Origin of the sequence: Verrucosispora sp. WMMD1129 (genome assembly GCF_029581255.1) — a bacterium.
GTDB lineage: Bacteria > Actinomycetota > Actinomycetes > Mycobacteriales > Micromonosporaceae > Micromonospora > Micromonospora sediminimaris.
The window spans coordinates 5,491,218-5,504,890 of the sequence record NZ_CP120741.1 but is presented as its reverse complement, the minus strand read 5'-3'; the positions used below and the strand labels follow the sequence as shown (position 1 = coordinate 5,504,890).

At 71.4% G+C, this 13,673-nt stretch carries 12 protein-coding genes; 3 read left to right on the top strand and 9 right to left on the bottom strand.

Annotated elements, in window-relative coordinates; all coding sequences use genetic code 11:
- Positions 1-42 precede the first annotated feature (42 nt).
- From O7624_RS25660 to O7624_RS25645, 4 genes are all read right to left on the bottom strand, one after another.
- Entirely contained in the window at positions 43-2,232 is a 2,190-nt protein-coding gene (locus tag O7624_RS25660; RefSeq protein ID WP_282237556.1) for a transglycosylase domain-containing protein, read from the bottom strand.
- Between the two features lie 342 nt (positions 2,233-2,574).
- Positions 2,575-3,384 (bottom strand): hypothetical protein, encoded by an 810-nt coding sequence (locus O7624_RS25655; protein WP_210941487.1) that lies wholly within the window; start codon positions 3,382-3,384, stop codon positions 2,575-2,577.
- Between the two features lie 563 nt (positions 3,385-3,947).
- Entirely contained in the window at positions 3,948-5,057 is a 1,110-nt protein-coding gene (locus O7624_RS25650) for an SPFH domain-containing protein (protein ID WP_093407375.1), read from the bottom strand.
- Positions 5,058-5,061: 4 nt separating this feature from the next.
- The gene (locus O7624_RS25645) at positions 5,062-5,532 is read right to left on the bottom strand and encodes an NfeD family protein (RefSeq protein ID WP_093407378.1); all 471 of its coding nucleotides are present in this window, start codon (positions 5,530-5,532) and stop codon (positions 5,062-5,064) included.
- Positions 5,533-5,614: 82 nt separating this feature from the next.
- On the opposite strand from O7624_RS25645, the gene O7624_RS25640 reads away from it, so the two are divergent.
- Entirely contained in the window at positions 5,615-6,934 is a 1,320-nt protein-coding gene (locus O7624_RS25640; protein WP_282237555.1) for a serine hydrolase domain-containing protein, read from the top strand.
- A gap of 92 nt (positions 6,935-7,026) precedes the next feature.
- Here O7624_RS25640 and O7624_RS25635 read toward each other — a convergent pair whose 3' ends face one another.
- Together O7624_RS25635 and O7624_RS25630 are read right to left on the bottom strand one after the other, a co-directional pair.
- Entirely contained in the window at positions 7,027-8,307 is a 1,281-nt protein-coding gene (locus tag O7624_RS25635; protein ID WP_282237554.1) for an AI-2E family transporter, read from the bottom strand.
- A 76-nt stretch (positions 8,308-8,383) separates the two neighbouring features.
- Positions 8,384-9,196, bottom strand: a complete 813-nt coding sequence (locus O7624_RS25630) for a DUF3097 domain-containing protein (protein WP_282237553.1) — start codon at positions 9,194-9,196, stop codon at positions 8,384-8,386.
- Between the two features lie 204 nt (positions 9,197-9,400).
- Between O7624_RS25630 and O7624_RS25625 the strand changes: the two genes are divergently transcribed.
- Complete coding sequence (locus O7624_RS25625; RefSeq protein WP_282237552.1) at positions 9,401-10,195, top strand: hypothetical protein; 795 nt, start codon at positions 9,401-9,403, stop codon at positions 10,193-10,195.
- 162 nt (positions 10,196-10,357) lie between these two features.
- Here O7624_RS25625 and O7624_RS25620 read toward each other — a convergent pair whose 3' ends face one another.
- Positions 10,358-10,963, bottom strand: a complete 606-nt coding sequence (locus tag O7624_RS25620) for a TetR/AcrR family transcriptional regulator (protein WP_282237551.1) — start codon at positions 10,961-10,963, stop codon at positions 10,358-10,360.
- Between the two features lie 28 nt (positions 10,964-10,991).
- Between O7624_RS25620 and O7624_RS25615 the strand changes: the two genes are divergently transcribed.
- Positions 10,992-11,768: an alpha/beta fold hydrolase gene (locus O7624_RS25615; RefSeq protein WP_282237550.1), complete on the top strand. Its 777-nt coding sequence runs from the start codon at positions 10,992-10,994 to the stop codon at positions 11,766-11,768.
- A gap of 12 nt (positions 11,769-11,780) precedes the next feature.
- Here the strand turns inward: O7624_RS25615 and O7624_RS25610 are convergent, their stop codons facing one another.
- Both O7624_RS25610 and O7624_RS25605 read right to left on the bottom strand, forming a co-directional pair.
- Positions 11,781-12,650 carry an HAD-IIA family hydrolase gene (locus O7624_RS25610; protein ID WP_282237549.1) on the bottom strand — a complete coding sequence of 290 codons (870 nt, stop codon included), beginning with the start codon at positions 12,648-12,650 and terminating at the stop codon, positions 11,781-11,783.
- Entirely contained in the window at positions 12,599-13,630 is a 1,032-nt protein-coding gene (locus tag O7624_RS25605; RefSeq protein ID WP_282237548.1) for a ferrochelatase, read from the bottom strand. Before O7624_RS25605 ends, O7624_RS25610 begins: the two co-directional genes overlap by 52 nt.
- Between the last annotated feature and the right edge of the window lie 43 nt (positions 13,631-13,673).

Here is a 13,673-nt window from a genome sequence, read left to right as displayed (position 1 = left end):
CCTGATGATCAACGGGACGGGATCTCGGGGGTGTGGGTGGGGTCAGCCGCGGCCTTGGAGCCAGCGACGGAGGTCGGACAGGGGGTTGTCGGGGGTGCGGCGGGGGTCCGGGAGCGGATCGCGTTCGACGGGGCGGCGGGGGGTGCCGACGAGTTCGCGGCTGGGCGGGGTGAACGCCTCTTCCGGCTGGCCCTCGACCGCTGTGCCGATGATCCGGGCGACCGCGTCGATCACCCGGGCCTGCACGGCGGCACCGACGTGGTCGGTCGGATCGTCCGGGTTGGCGGCGATACCGGCGACCGCGACCTGCGGGGTGTACCCGACGAAGCTCTCCGTGGCGGCCTGGTCGGAGCTGCCGGTCTTGCCGGCCACCGGGCGCCCGTCGAGAATCCGGCTCACAGCGGTGGCGGTGCCGCCGTTGCACTGCCCGAAGGCGGACTGCTGACCCACCGGGCAGCGCGCCGCGTCGGTTGCGGCGCGGGCCACGTCGGGGTCGAGCACCTCGCGGCAGTCCGGGTCGCCGACCGGCAGCCGCTGCCCGTCCGGCGCGGTCACCGACACCACCGGCAGCGGCGCGCAGTACGTCCCCTCGGCCGCCACCGTCGCGTACGCGTTGGCCAGGTCGAGTGGGGTGGTGGCGGCCACGCCGAGGGTGAACGCGCCCCAGTCGGCCGCGTCGTTCTCGGCGAAGTCGGCGTCGGACTCGGCGCGGAAGGTGATGCCCAGTCGCTGGGCCATCTCGACCACCTTCTCCGGCCCGACCTGCTCGGCCAGCCAGACGAAGTAGGTGTTCACCGAGCGGCCGAAGCCGTCCCACATCATCCGGTAGCCGTCCATCCACTCCGGGTTGGAGTTGGCCGGGCACCAGCGGCCGTCGCAGCTGCTCTCCCCCTCGGCCGGGTACCGGGTGGGCAGCCGACTCGGCGCGTCGAAGCCGGTGGACAGGGTCCGTCCGGATTCCAGCGCGGCGAGCATGGTGAACAGCTTGAAGGTGGAGCCCGCCTGGTAGCCGGCGACACCGGTGCCGCCGGAGATCAACGGGTTGACGGTGTTCGGGTAGTTGACCTGCCCGTCGGGGTTGCTGTCGAGGCTGTAGTGCCGGTTGACCGCCATCGCCAGGACGCGACCGGTGCCCGGCTCGACGGCGGCGATCGGTACCGCGCGCGGGTTGTCGTACCCGTAGATGTCGGTGGCCTGGCGCTGCGCGGTGGCCTGGATCTGCGGGTCCAGCGTGGTGACCACGGTGTAGCCGCCACGTCGTAGTGCTTGCTCCCGCTCCTGCGCGGTGTCGCCGAACTCCGGCTGGCTGACCCACCAGCGGCGCAGGTAGTCGCAGAAGAAGCCCCATTCTTCGCCCCCGCCGGCCGTGGCGGCACAGCCGTTGGCCTGCTCGCTCGGGTCCAGCGTCAACGCCTCGGCCCGGGCGTCGGCAGCCTGCGAAGCGGTGATCGCGCCGGTCTCGACCATGGAGTCCAGCACGTACCCCCGGCGCTCCAACGCCGCGTCGGCGTCGCCGTCGATCGGGCTGTACGCCTCCGGCGACTGCACCAGGCCGGCGAGCAGCGCCGCCTCGGCGAGGGTCAGGTCGGCCGGCGCCTTGGAAAAGTAACGCTGGCTCGCGGCGGCCACCCCGTACGCCCCGGAGCCGAAGTACGCGATGTTCAGGTAGCGGTTGAGGATCTCGTCCTTGCCGAGACGCTGCTCCAGCGCGTTGGCGTACCGAATCTCCTGGAGCTTGCGCCCGATGGTCGGTTCGGTGGCCGCGGCCCGCTCTTCCGCCGTGCGGTTCGGATCGGTCTTGAGCACGTTGCGGACGTACTGCATGGTCAGCGTCGAGCCGCCCTGCCCGCTGCCCTCGGTGACGTTGCTGACCACCGCCCGGAGCATGCCGCGCAGGTCGACCCCGCCGTGCTCGTAGAAGCGCCGGTCCTCGGCAGCCACGATGGCCTGACGCATCACCGGCGCGATCTCCGCCAGCGCCACGTCGGTCCGGTTGACGTCGTAGAACGTGGTGATCAACGTCTTGCCGTCGTTGGCGTAGAGGTAGGACCGTTGCGGGGTGGCCGGGGTCCGCAACGCGTCGGGCAGCGCGGCGTAGTTCCCGAGTGCCGCCTTCGCGGCGAAACCGAGCAACAGGTTGCCCGGCAGCGCGGCGACCGCCAGGACCAGGCCGGCGAGCACGCCGGCCAGTACGACGGTGAACAGCCGCGACAGCGGCGTAGGGGTGGCCATGGTCCCCAGGATTGCCGCGAATGCCACCTTCCGGCCACCACAATTGGCTAGTTGTCAGGCAATTCACCGCTATTTGCCAGCCACTGCTGCCCTGGTCGTGGAGCAGATCGCCGGATTTGGTGCGAGAGGCGACAGGCGGCGCAGTCGGTCGCAGGACAGACAACGGTTCCGACTTGTCGGCAACCTGGCACGTCGACCTTGGCGGCGACCTCGGCACGTCGACCTTGGCGTCGACCTTGGCGCCTCGACCTTGTCGTCGACCTTGGCGCGTCGACGCCATCGCCGGTTAACTAACGATGACCGTCACGCACCTGCCGCACCATGCCGCCCGAGGCGGTCTACTCAAGCCGTTCCGAGTGGGCCCGCGCCGCCGGGGCCCATCGGCGCGGGCGGACCGGCGGTGGCGACGCTGGCGCTGGTGGCGTCCCGGAGGATCTCCCGGGGCAGCAGGCGGCCCGAGCGGTAGCAGATGCCGATGCCGGAGATCAACACGAAGATCGCTCCGAAGGTCTGCAACGAACCGATCAACGCCCCGCCGAGGCCGAGCAGCGGGCTGGCGATGATCAGCATCGTCCCGTCCCCGATGCTGAACATCCCCGAACGGGCCACCGCCCACCCGGTGAGCAGCCAACCCGCGCTGTAACAGGTGGCGCCGACCAGCACCAGCGATCGGGCGCTGGTGCCAAACACCGGGGTCTGCTCGGACAGCCCCGCGAACGGCAGCATGAGCACCGTGCCGGCAATGCTGACCAGCAGGCCGGCCACCGCGGCGTGCCGGCTGCGGGTGGCGGCGAGCAGCCCGGTCAGCCCGAGCAGGGCCAGCAGGCCGAGCCAGACCGCGGCAACCCAGCCGATCAGGTACAGCGCCCGGCCGTCGGCCGGATACGGGTCGTTGCCCACGCCACCGTCGCTGGCCATCGCGACCGCGCCGTAGAGAATCGCGTACGCCGGCAGCAACCAGACCGCAGCGCGGGCCAGCCGCCGCAGCGACCAGGCCCAGCTGGCGTTGGTGGCGGGTCCGGGTGGTGCCGGCTCGTCGATGAAGGGAAGAACGCCGAACCCCCCACCCGTACGCCGGGTGCCCATCGGCCCCTTCGGGTCATGGGCTCCGGGCACTTCCGGCGTGGACCACAATCGCCGCACCGGCTCCATGCGTCACCTCGCTCACCTGCGGGCGGTGCCGGGACGCGCCGAGGCGCCCCGATGCCTGGTCACCACCCGTACTACGACCGATGGTGGCAGGCACCGGGACGCCTCATGAGTCTTTCTCGCATTTGTCGCCGGGTCCGAGCCCGGCCGGCGGAACCCGACCCCGCGACTGCGCGAGACCACCTGTCAGACACTCGGTCGGTGCCCCGCCGTCGCCCGGGTTACGGCATCCCGCGCCAACCAGCCACGCGGAGGCCACGAGTTGCGGCATCCCGCGCCAACCAGCCAGGCGGAGAGCGCGAGTTGCGGCATCCCGCGCCAACCAGCCACGCGCAGACCGCACCTTGCCGCAACCCGGACCGGCCGTAACCCGGACCGACCAGGCACACGGCATAGACCCGCGAGTTGCGGCATCCCGGGCCATCTGGCGGCGCGTAGACCGCACCTTGCGGCATCCGGGGTCGTCTGGCGGCGGCGGAGACCGCGAACCCGGGCAGGACGCGAACCCGGGCAGGACGCGAACCGGCCCGAACCGCTACAGCGGTTCGGGCCGGTACCGGATCGGGTCAGCCGCGCTCGCGCTGATCCGAGGTGTCGTTGAGCAGGGCAGCCGGGGAAACCGGCTCCGGCGCGGGCAGGCCTTGCGGGCTGTTGCCGCCGGTGGCCTGCGCCTCGGCTACGCGTACCTCGTTGTGGATCTCCTGGGCCGCGGCGGCGGCGGCCTGCGCGGCCTCCGCGGCCTCCCGCTCGACGGCGCTGGCATCATCGGAGGCTTCCTTGCTCGGCGCGTCGCCGACCATCTGACCCAGACCGCCAAGTGCGCCGCCCATGCCCTCCAGAGCCTTAGTGAGCTCGGTCGGCACGATCCACACCTTGTTGGCCGTGCCGTTGGCGATCTGCGGCAGGGCCTGGAGGTACTGGTAGGCGAGCACCTTCTGGCTCGGGTTGGCCTGGTGGATGGCGTCGAACACGGTACGGATCGCCTTCGCCTGACCCTCGGCCTGCAGGATCCGGGCCTGCCGGTCACCGTCGGCGCGCAGCACCGCCGCCTGCTTCTCACCCTCGGCCGAGAGGATCTGCGACTGCTTGTGCCCCTCGGCGTTCAGGATCGCCGCCCGGCGGTCCCGCTCGGCGCGCATCTGCTTCTCCATGGAGTCGCGGATACTCGGCGGCGGCTCGATCGCCTTGATCTCCACCCGGGTCACCTTGATGCCCCAGCGACCGGTGGTCTCGTCCAGTACGCCGGAGAGGTGTCGGTTGATCTCTTCCCGGCTGGTGAGCGCCCGCTCCAGGTCCAGCGAGCCGATCACGTTACGCAGCGTGGTGACGGTCAGCTGCTCGATCGCCTGGAGGAAGTTGGAGATCTCGTAGGTGGCCCGGACGGAGTCCACCACCTTGAAGTAGAGGACGGTGTCGATCGACACGACCAGGTTGTCCGAGGTGATCACCGGCTGCGGCGGGAAGCTGACCACCTGCTCGCGCATGTCGACCTTGGTGCGTACCGCGTCGATGAACGGCACGAGAATGTTGAGGCCGGGATTCAGCGTGCGCTTGTACCGGCCGAGCCGCTCGACGACGTCCTGACGCTGCTGCGGCACGATCCGCACCGACTTGGCCAGGGTGACCACGGCGATCAGCGCCACTGCTATCAATAGGGCGGGAACTACGAACTCCATCCGTTCACCTTTCCGCTTCGGGTAGCTCACCGGGAGTGGTGACGTCCCGCCAGACCAGGGCTACCGCTCCCTTGACCTGGATAACCTGCACCCGCTCGCCGGGTGCGAAAACCTGGGTGGCGTCGTAGGCGCGAGCGCTCCACACCTCGCCGTCGATCTTCACCATGCCCCGGTCGGCGTCCACGTGCTCAAGCACCAGGGCGGTCGAGCCCTCGATGGCCTCGACCCCGAAGGTGGTGTCGTCGCTGTCGGAGCTGGTCTGTTTGTGTCGTTGAATGACCGGTCGCGCGGCGAACACGGTCAGCGCGGAGACGACCGCGAAGACCACCGCCTGCACGGCCACCGGCGCACCCAGCGCGGCGGCACCCGCAGCGGCGAACGCGCCGACCGCAAACATGATCAGGAACAGGGTCGCCGTGAAGATCTCAGCGACCGCCAGCACCACACCCAGCACGATCCACAACACGGCATCCACGTAACGATCGTGACATGTCCGTGCACGTGTCATCGAACTGTCATGATCATAGGGCGACCCTACCGACATCGAGGGAGACTTCGTGCCCCTGCGTCCCGAAACCGCCCGGCAGGTCGACGCTCTGGTGGCCGACGCGCAGTCCGCCGGCCACGTCCCATCGCTGATCATCGGCGTAGTCCGCGACGGCACGCTGGCCCACCTAGCCGCCGCCGGCACGCAGCCGCACCCCGACGCCGATCTCCAGTACCGGATCGGTTCGATCACCAAGACGATGACCGCCGTGCTGGTGATGCAGGAACGCGACGCCGGCCGGCTGGCACTGGACGACCCGCTGCGCCGGCACCTGCCCGAGGCCGCCGCGGCCGGGGCGGTCACCCTGCGGCAGTTGCTCGGGCACGCCGGCGGTCTGCAACGCGAACCCGACGGCCCGTGGTGGGAACGCAGCGAGGGCGTCGACCTGACCGCCCTGCTTACCGGATTCACCACCGCGAAGGTCGCGCATCCGCCGCACCGGGTCTGGCACTACTCCAACCTGGCGTACGGGCTGCTCGGCGGCGCGCTGGAGCGGGTCACCGGTACGCCCTGGGCCCAACTGGCGCGGGAGCGGATCCTGGAGCCGCTCGGGCTGCACCGCACCACCTACGCGGCCACCGAGCCGTTCGCCCGGGGCTACGTGCTGCACCCCTGGCACGACACGCTACGGGAGGAGCCACGAACCGACAGCCGGGCGATGGCGCCGGCGGGTCAGCTCTGGTCCACCGTCACCGATCTCGCCCGCTGGGCGGCCTTCCTCGCCGACCCGGATCCGGCCGTGCTCAGCCCCGCCACCCTCGATGAGATGTGCGCCCCGGTGATCCTCAGCGACCTGGACGCCTGGCGCGGCGGATACGGCCTCGGTATCCAGCTCACCCGCGACGGCGACCGGATCCACGTCGGGCACGGCGGCTCGATGCCCGGTTACGTCGCCACGCTGGCCGTGCACCGCCCCAGCCGCACCGGCGTCGTCGGCTTCGCCAACTCGTACGGCTTCCGCACCGGTGGGATCGGGCCGCTCGGCCACCGGGTCCTCACCCACGTGCTCGACGTCGAGCCCGTGTCGGCCCGGCCGTGGCAGCCGGCCGAGGCCCCACCGCCGGTCGATCTGTCCCCGCTTACCGGCCGCTGGTGGTGGATGGGTACCGCGCTCGACGTCAGCTGGGACCACACCACCGGGAAACTGGTCGGCGCGTCACGCGGCGACCGGATCAGTCGCTACGCCCCCGAGGGGCCCGACCGGTGGCGCGGCGTCAGCGGGGTCGAGAACGGCGAGGTCCTGATGGTGTTGCGCGACGAGACGGGTCGCCCGGTCGCGCTGGACATCGCCACCTTCGTCTTCACCCGTTCCCCGGACGACGAACCCTGACCCGGCGTGACGTGCCTCGCCGCGCGCATACCCGGCTCGGCCAACAGATCGGGCACGTGTCGGCGGCGTCTGCCGCCGACACGGCGAGGCCGTCAGACCGGGGAGCGAACCACCACGGCCTCCGGCGCCGCTGGCGGTGGCGTCGGCGTCGGCCGTTGCCGGGACAGGCGGCGCACGGCGGTGTTGAGCACCGCGATCAGCGGTACGGCGACGAGCGCGCCGACGATGCCCTCCAGCACCACCCCGGCGGTCACCGCCAGCACCACGGGCAGCGGATGCAACGCCACCGCCCGACCCATGATCCACGGTTGCAGGACGTTGCCCTCCACCTGCTGCACCACGATCACCGCACCGAAGATGATCAGGGCGGTGACCCAGCCGGCGTCCACCAACGCCACGAGGACCGCGACCGCGCCGGACAGCGTCGCGCCGACGATCGGGATGAACGCGCCGAGGAACACCAGCGCCGTCAGCGGGAAGGCGAACGGCACGTCGAACAGCACCAGGGCGATCCCGATGCCCACGGCGTCGATGAACGCCACCAGCACCGTGGCGCGTACGTAGGCGACCAACGTCCGCCAGGAGGCCCGGCCGGCGTCGTCTACCCGCCAGCGGGCGGCGACCGGGAACGTCCCGACCAGGAACCGCCAGATCCGGTCGCCGTCGCGGAGGAAGAAGAACGTGGCGAACAGCACCAGCAGCGCGCCGGTGAACACCTCGACCACGGTGCCTGCCGTCGCGAGCGCGTTGCTGGTCAACGCCTGCGAGTTCTCGTTGATCCAGTTCTGCCCGGCCTCGATGTACCTGTCGAGTTGGGTGTCGGAGAGGTTCAACGGGCCGTCGCGCAGCCAGGTCTGTATCTGCCCGATGCCGGCCGCGGCGCTGGCGCTGAGCTCCGGCAGGCCCGCGATGAACTCGTTGACCACCAGGGTCAGTGTGCCGACCACTGCGGCCAGCCCGCCGATGAGCACCACGGCGGTGGCCAGCGTACGCGGCAACCGGGCGCGCAGCAGCCAGCCGACGGCCGGCGCCAGCAGGGCGGCGAGCAGCAACGCCACCAGCAACGGGACGATGACGACACGGATGGCGCCGAAGATCCGCAGCAACGCCCAGCCGACGATCCCGATGACCAGGAGCCGCCACGACCAGGCGGCGGCGATGCGCAGGCCCCTCGGCACGTCCGCGTCGTCGCGGCTGGTCGTGGAGACGGCTGCGTCGTCCGTCGGCGTCACCGGTTCGGGAATCAGCCGGTCCCGCTCGGCCGCCCGCTCGATGCGCCGCGCGTTCTCCCGCTCGCGGGCGGCACGCACCGACTCGCGTCCCGTCGCGTACGCCTGACGCAACCGCTGTCGCAGTTGCTCTAACCGGCTCACGTGCGTACCCCCGGGGGTGGTAGGGATCAGGCCGTTCACGGTAGCGGTCGACGTCCTCGCCGGTGGGGCCGGCGGCTCAGTCCGGTTCGGTCACGAAGTCGATCAGCCGCTCCATCGCGTTGATCAGCGGCGTCTCCACGTCGGCGAAGCTGTCCACCCGGGACAGGATCAGCCGCCACAGTTCGGCCGGTTCGGCGACACCGAGCGCGGCGCAGACGCCTTCCTTCCAGGGCCGTCCCGGCGGCACCACCGGCCACGCCGCGATGCCCAGCGCAGCCGGTTTCACCGCCTGCCAGACGTCGACGTAGGGGTGACCGGTGACCAGGACGTGCGGCGAGTTGACCCGGGCCACGATGCGGCTCTCCTTGGAGCCGGGCACGAGGTGGTCGACCAGCACACCGAGCCGACGGCCCGGGCCCGGCCCGAAGTCGCGTACCTCGGCGTCGAGCGCGTCGATGCCGGACAGCGGTTGCACCACCACACCCTCGATGCGCAGGTCGTCGCCCCAGATCCGCTCGACGAGGGCGGCGTCGTGCACACCCTCGACCCAGATCCGGCTGGCCCGGGCGACCCGGGCGCGTACCCCGTCCACCGCCACGGACCCTGAGGCGGTACGCCGCCGGGCCGCCGGCACCGGCGGCCGGGTGGGACGGCGCAGGGTGACCGGGCGGCCGTCGAGCAGGAACGCCGCCGGCAACAGCGGAAAGTTGCGCCGCCGACCGTGCCGGTCCTCCAGCACCACCGCACCGGATTCGAAGCCGACGACCGCCCCGCAGAAACCGGATTCGGCGTCCTCGACCACGAGGTCCGCTTCGGCGTCGACCTCCGGGGTCACCTTCCGCCGCCGCCAGTCCCCCGCCAACACGTCCTCGCCGTACCGCCGCCCCATCCCGTCACGCTAAGCCCGCCACTACCACGCCCCAACCCCGACACACCCCGTCCCTACCTTCCGATCGCGATCATGCAGTTGTGGCACCTGACAAAAGCCGTGAAGGGGAGCCAATCGCCCACCGCAACTGCATGATCGGCGCGACGGGGAGGCGGCGGCGCGGCAGTCGAGACACGGACCGGCGTCACCACGTACTCTTTCGGCATGTCCACCCCCGCTGCGGGTGCGGCCATCCTCGCGCCGCGCCGGTCGAGCCGGTTCGTTGCCTGGGTGCGCGCGTGGCGCGCCGGGTTGGTGCCCTTCGACGAGGTCGCCGACGCCGTCGCCGGCACCGAGGAGCACCTGGTCGCCGACGCGCCCGGCACCTGGACCGACGTACCGCTACGGGAGGCGCTGCCCACCCTGGCCAAGCTTTCGCCGGACGAGATCCGGCTGGTGCTGCCGGCGCCGGGCGACCCGCGCGGCCTACCCGGCCCGGGCGACTTCGCCGGCGCCGCGCTGGTTGCCGGCGAGGCCGTGATAGCCGGCGGGCTAGGGCTGATCCCCGAGGTACGCGTACACACCTCTGGTTCCGGCGACACCTTCGAGACGGTGCTCTGGCGAGTGCACCCGCTGCCGGCGGACGCTCCTGCCGCCTGCCTCACCCTGCCCGGCGCCGCCGAAGCGGAGGCGGAGCTGGCCGCCGCGCTGGCCGACACCACAGCCGCGCTCACCCGCCTCGACGTGGCCCAGTGGCGTCCGGAGTTGGCCGGCGCCCTGGAGGCGTTGCGTCGCCCCGACGGCACCACCGACCTGCCCCCCGGGTTCGACCCGCGCTCGCGCCGGCTGTTCGCCCGGGCCGCCGTGCTCGACCGGGTCCTCGCCCTGGCCGGGCACGCGGCACCCGGCGGCGCGGTCAACAACTACGAGGCCCAGCAGCGCGACGCCGCCCTGCGCCCCCTCACCGCCGCCTGCCGTCAGGCCCTCGTCGCCGCCTGCAACGCCCCCCTGCACCCCTGACCCCACCCGGCGCCCCGGCACCCCGGCACCCGGCACCCGGCACCCGGCACCCGGCACCCGGCACCCGGCACCCGCGATCTTGCATTTTGTGTCGGGACAAAAGCGGATGGAGGCCGCATTGCGGCGACCACAAGTGCAAGATCGCGGGGCGCGGGTGGCCGTTCAGGGGGTGTGGGCGGCGAGGAAGATCCGGACTGCCTCGTCGGCCCAGCGGTGCAGGTCCGCCTCGGAGAAGGACACGCGAACGGCGAACATCGCCTCGTTGAGCGGAATCGACAGGATCAGATAGTTCAGGTACTGCGCCGCGAGCAGCGGGTCCGGCGCGCGCAGCAGGCCCCGCTCGGCGAGACGGGTGATGGCCGCGGCGAGAGTGACGTGGCCACGTTCGGGCGCGGCGCGGTGCCACGCCCGGGCCAGCTCAGGAAAGCGGCCCGCCTCGCCGATCAGCATCCGACGCAACTGGAGCAGGTGCGGGGCGGTGACCGTGGCGATGTGCTCGCGGGCGAAGGCCCGCAGGTCCCGTGGCAGGTCGTCGGAGTCGGCCAGGGCCTCGACGTACGCCGAGCCGGCCCGCTCGGCCTCGGCGATCGCGCCGGTGAACACCGCCTCGAAGAGGCCGTGTTTGTCGGTGAAGTGCGCATACACGGTCACCTTGGAGACGCCGGCACGGGCGGCGATCCGGTCCATCCCGGCGGCCACGTAGCCGTGTTCGAGGAACTCGATCAGAGCGGCGTCGAGGATCCCGCGCCGGTTAACGTCCTTTCGCACACCGTAACTGTACTGTACGGTTCAGTTCATGCCGATGGTCACCTCACGGGACGGCACGCGCATCGCCTACCAACGCGAGGGCGCCGGCCCGCCGCTGATTCTCATCGACGCCGCCGGGCACTTCCGCGCCAACAGCCCACTCGGTGAACTCGCCGACCTGCTCATACCCCACTTCACCGTCTACCGCTACGACCGTCGTGGGCGTGGGGACAGCGACGACACCCCGCCCTACGCCCCCGAACGCGAGGTCGAGGATCTCGCCGCGCTGATCGCCGCGGCGAAGGCGCCCGCCGCGTTGTACGGGTACTCCTCGGGTGGTCTGCTCGCGTTGCACGCGGCCGCCGCCGGCCTCGACGTGCGACGGCTGGTCCTGTTGGAGCCACCGCTGAGCGTCGACGATGACGAAACCGGCAAGCGGGCCTTCACCGCGACCCTGAGCCGACTGGGCGGTGCCGAGGCGGTGACGTTCTTCCTGACCTCCATCGGCGTACCCGAGCAACTGCTGGCCGGGATGCGCGACACGCCACACTGGAACGCCATGGTCTCGGTGGCGCACACCCTGGCCTACGACAGCCTGCTCAGCGAAGCCACCGGGCCGGCCGTGCTCGCCCGGGTGAGCGCCCCGGCGCTGGTCCTGCACAGCGCCGGCAGCACCGACGACCTGGCCGAGATGGCCGCCACCATGGCCGGCCTGTTGCCCGCCGCCGAGCAGCGCGGCCTGCCCGGCGAGTGGCACGGTGTGCCGGCGACCGTCCTCGCCCCGGTGCTCGCCGAATTCCTGTGCCGCGACGCGGCACGCCAGTGACCCGGCGCCGGCTCAGATCTCGTCGATCAGGTCGGCGACCGAGTTGACGATGCGGGAGGGTCGGTACGGATAACGTTCCGCCTCCACCCGGGAACTGATCCCGGTCAGCACCAGGATGGTCTCCAGCCCGGCCTCCAAGCCGCAGAGGATGTCGGTGTCCATCCGGTCACCGATCATCGCGGTGCTCTCCGAGTGTGCGTTTATCGTGTTCAGGGCCGACCGCATCATCATCGGATTGGGCTTGCCGACGAAGTACGGCTCCACTCCGGTGGCCTTGGAGATCATCGCGGCCACCGAGCCGGCGGCCGGCAGGGCACCCTCCACCGAGGGCCCGGTGGCGTCGGGGTTGGTGCAAATGAACCGCGCCCCGTCGTTGATCAGCCGGACCGCCTTGGTGATCGCCTCGAAGCTGTAGGTGCGGGTCTCCCCCAGCACCACGTAGTCGGGGGCGAAGTCGCTGAGCACGTAGCCCACCGCGTGCAGAGCGGTGGTCAGCCCGGCCTCCCCGATGACGTACGCGGTGCCGCCCGGCCGCTGGTCGGCCAGGAACTGGGCGGTGGCCAGGGCGGACGACCAGATCGCCTGCTCCGGCACGTCCAGGCCCATCCGGGCCAACCGGGCCTGGAGATCGCGCGGAGTGTAGATGGAGTTGTTGGTCAGCACCAGGAACGGCTTGCCGGAGGCACGCAGCCGCTTGACGAACTCCGGCGCGCCCGGCACCGGCTGGCCCTCGTGCACCAGCACGCCGTCCATGTCGCTGAGCCAACTCTCGACGGGCTTACGGTCCTGCATGATCATCCCCAGGGGTGTCGTCGGGTTCGCCGCGGCGGTCAGGACGGACGGCGGGGTGGGACGCAGCAGACCGTGGGACAGCTGTCCCACATCGGCAGCTCGCCCAGCCGACGACGCAGCTCCGCGCCGTCCGGGTCGATCCGTTCCCGCACCAGTTCCCGAACCATGGTCACGTAGCGCGGGTCGGTGCCGGGGGTACCGGCGCGGACGAAGTCCACCCCGAGCCTCTTGGCCGTGTCCAACGCCTCGGTGTCCAGGTCCCACACCACCTCGAGGTGGTCGGAGACGAATCCGATCGGGCTGACCACCACCCCAGTCACGCCCTGCTCGGCGAGCGTCTCCAGGTGGTCGTTGATGTCCGGCTCCAGCCACGGCACGTGGGGCGGGCCGGACCGGCTCTGCCAGACCAGGTCGTACGGCAGATCCGGGGCCGCCGCCGCGTGCACCAGCCGGGCCGTCTCGGCGAGTTGGGCGGTGTACCGGCCGCCGTGCGGGCCTGCGCTGTCGGCCGCCGAGATCGGCACCGAGTGTGCGGTGAACACGAGCCGGGTGCTGTCCCGCCGCGCCGGGTCTAGTTGGGCGAGCGCGGAGCGCACCGCGTCGACGTGCGGCTCGACGAAGCCGGGATGATCCCAGAACTGGCGCAGCTTCTCGATCACGGGCGCGTCCGGGCCGACCGCCGCCCGTGCGGCGGCAATGTCCTCCTGGTACTGCCGGCAGGAGGAGTATCCGCCGAAGGCGCTTGTGACGAAGGCCAGCGCCCGTCGTACGCCGTCGTCGCGCATCTGGGCCACCGTGTCGGCGAGCATCGGATCCCAGTTCCGATTGCCCCAGTACACCGGCAGGTCGAGCCCGTTGGCGGCGAAGTCGGCGCGGACCGCCGCCAACAGCTCCCGGCACTGCTGGTTGATCGGAGAGACCCCGCCGAAGTGCTGGTAGTGCTCGGCGACCTCGGTTAGCCGCTCCGGCGGCACGCCCCGTCCCCGGGTCACGTTCTGCAGGAACGGCAGCACGTCGTCGGGCCCTTCCGGGCCACCGAAGGACACCAGCACCACCGCGTCGTACGCCATGGGTCCATTCTTGCCGGTGGCCTGCGGCGTCCCGGCAACGCCC

Excerpts from the sequence above, each read along its gene's own strand:
- O7624_RS25655 (WP_210941487.1), bottom strand. The coding sequence starts at position 3,384 with ATGGAGCCGGTGCGGCGATTGTGGTCCACGCCGGAAGTGCCCGGAGCC.
- O7624_RS25630 (WP_282237553.1), bottom strand. The coding sequence starts at position 9,196 with ATGGGGCGGCGGTACGGCGAGGACGTGTTGGCGGGGGACTGGCGGCGG.
- O7624_RS25615 (WP_282237550.1), top strand. The coding sequence starts at position 10,992 with ATGCCGATGGTCACCTCACGGGACGGCACGCGCATCGCCTACCAACGC.
- O7624_RS25605 (WP_282237548.1), bottom strand. The coding sequence starts at position 13,630 with ATGGCGTACGACGCGGTGGTGCTGGTGTCCTTCGGTGGCCCGGAAGGG.
- O7624_RS25625 (WP_282237552.1), top strand. The coding sequence starts at position 9,401 with ATGTCCACCCCCGCTGCGGGTGCGGCCATCCTCGCGCCGCGCCGGTCG.
- O7624_RS25660 (WP_282237556.1), bottom strand. The coding sequence starts at position 2,232 with ATGGCCACCCCTACGCCGCTGTCGCGGCTGTTCACCGTCGTACTGGCC.
- O7624_RS25650 (WP_093407375.1), bottom strand. The coding sequence starts at position 5,057 with ATGGAGTTCGTAGTTCCCGCCCTATTGATAGCAGTGGCGCTGATCGCC.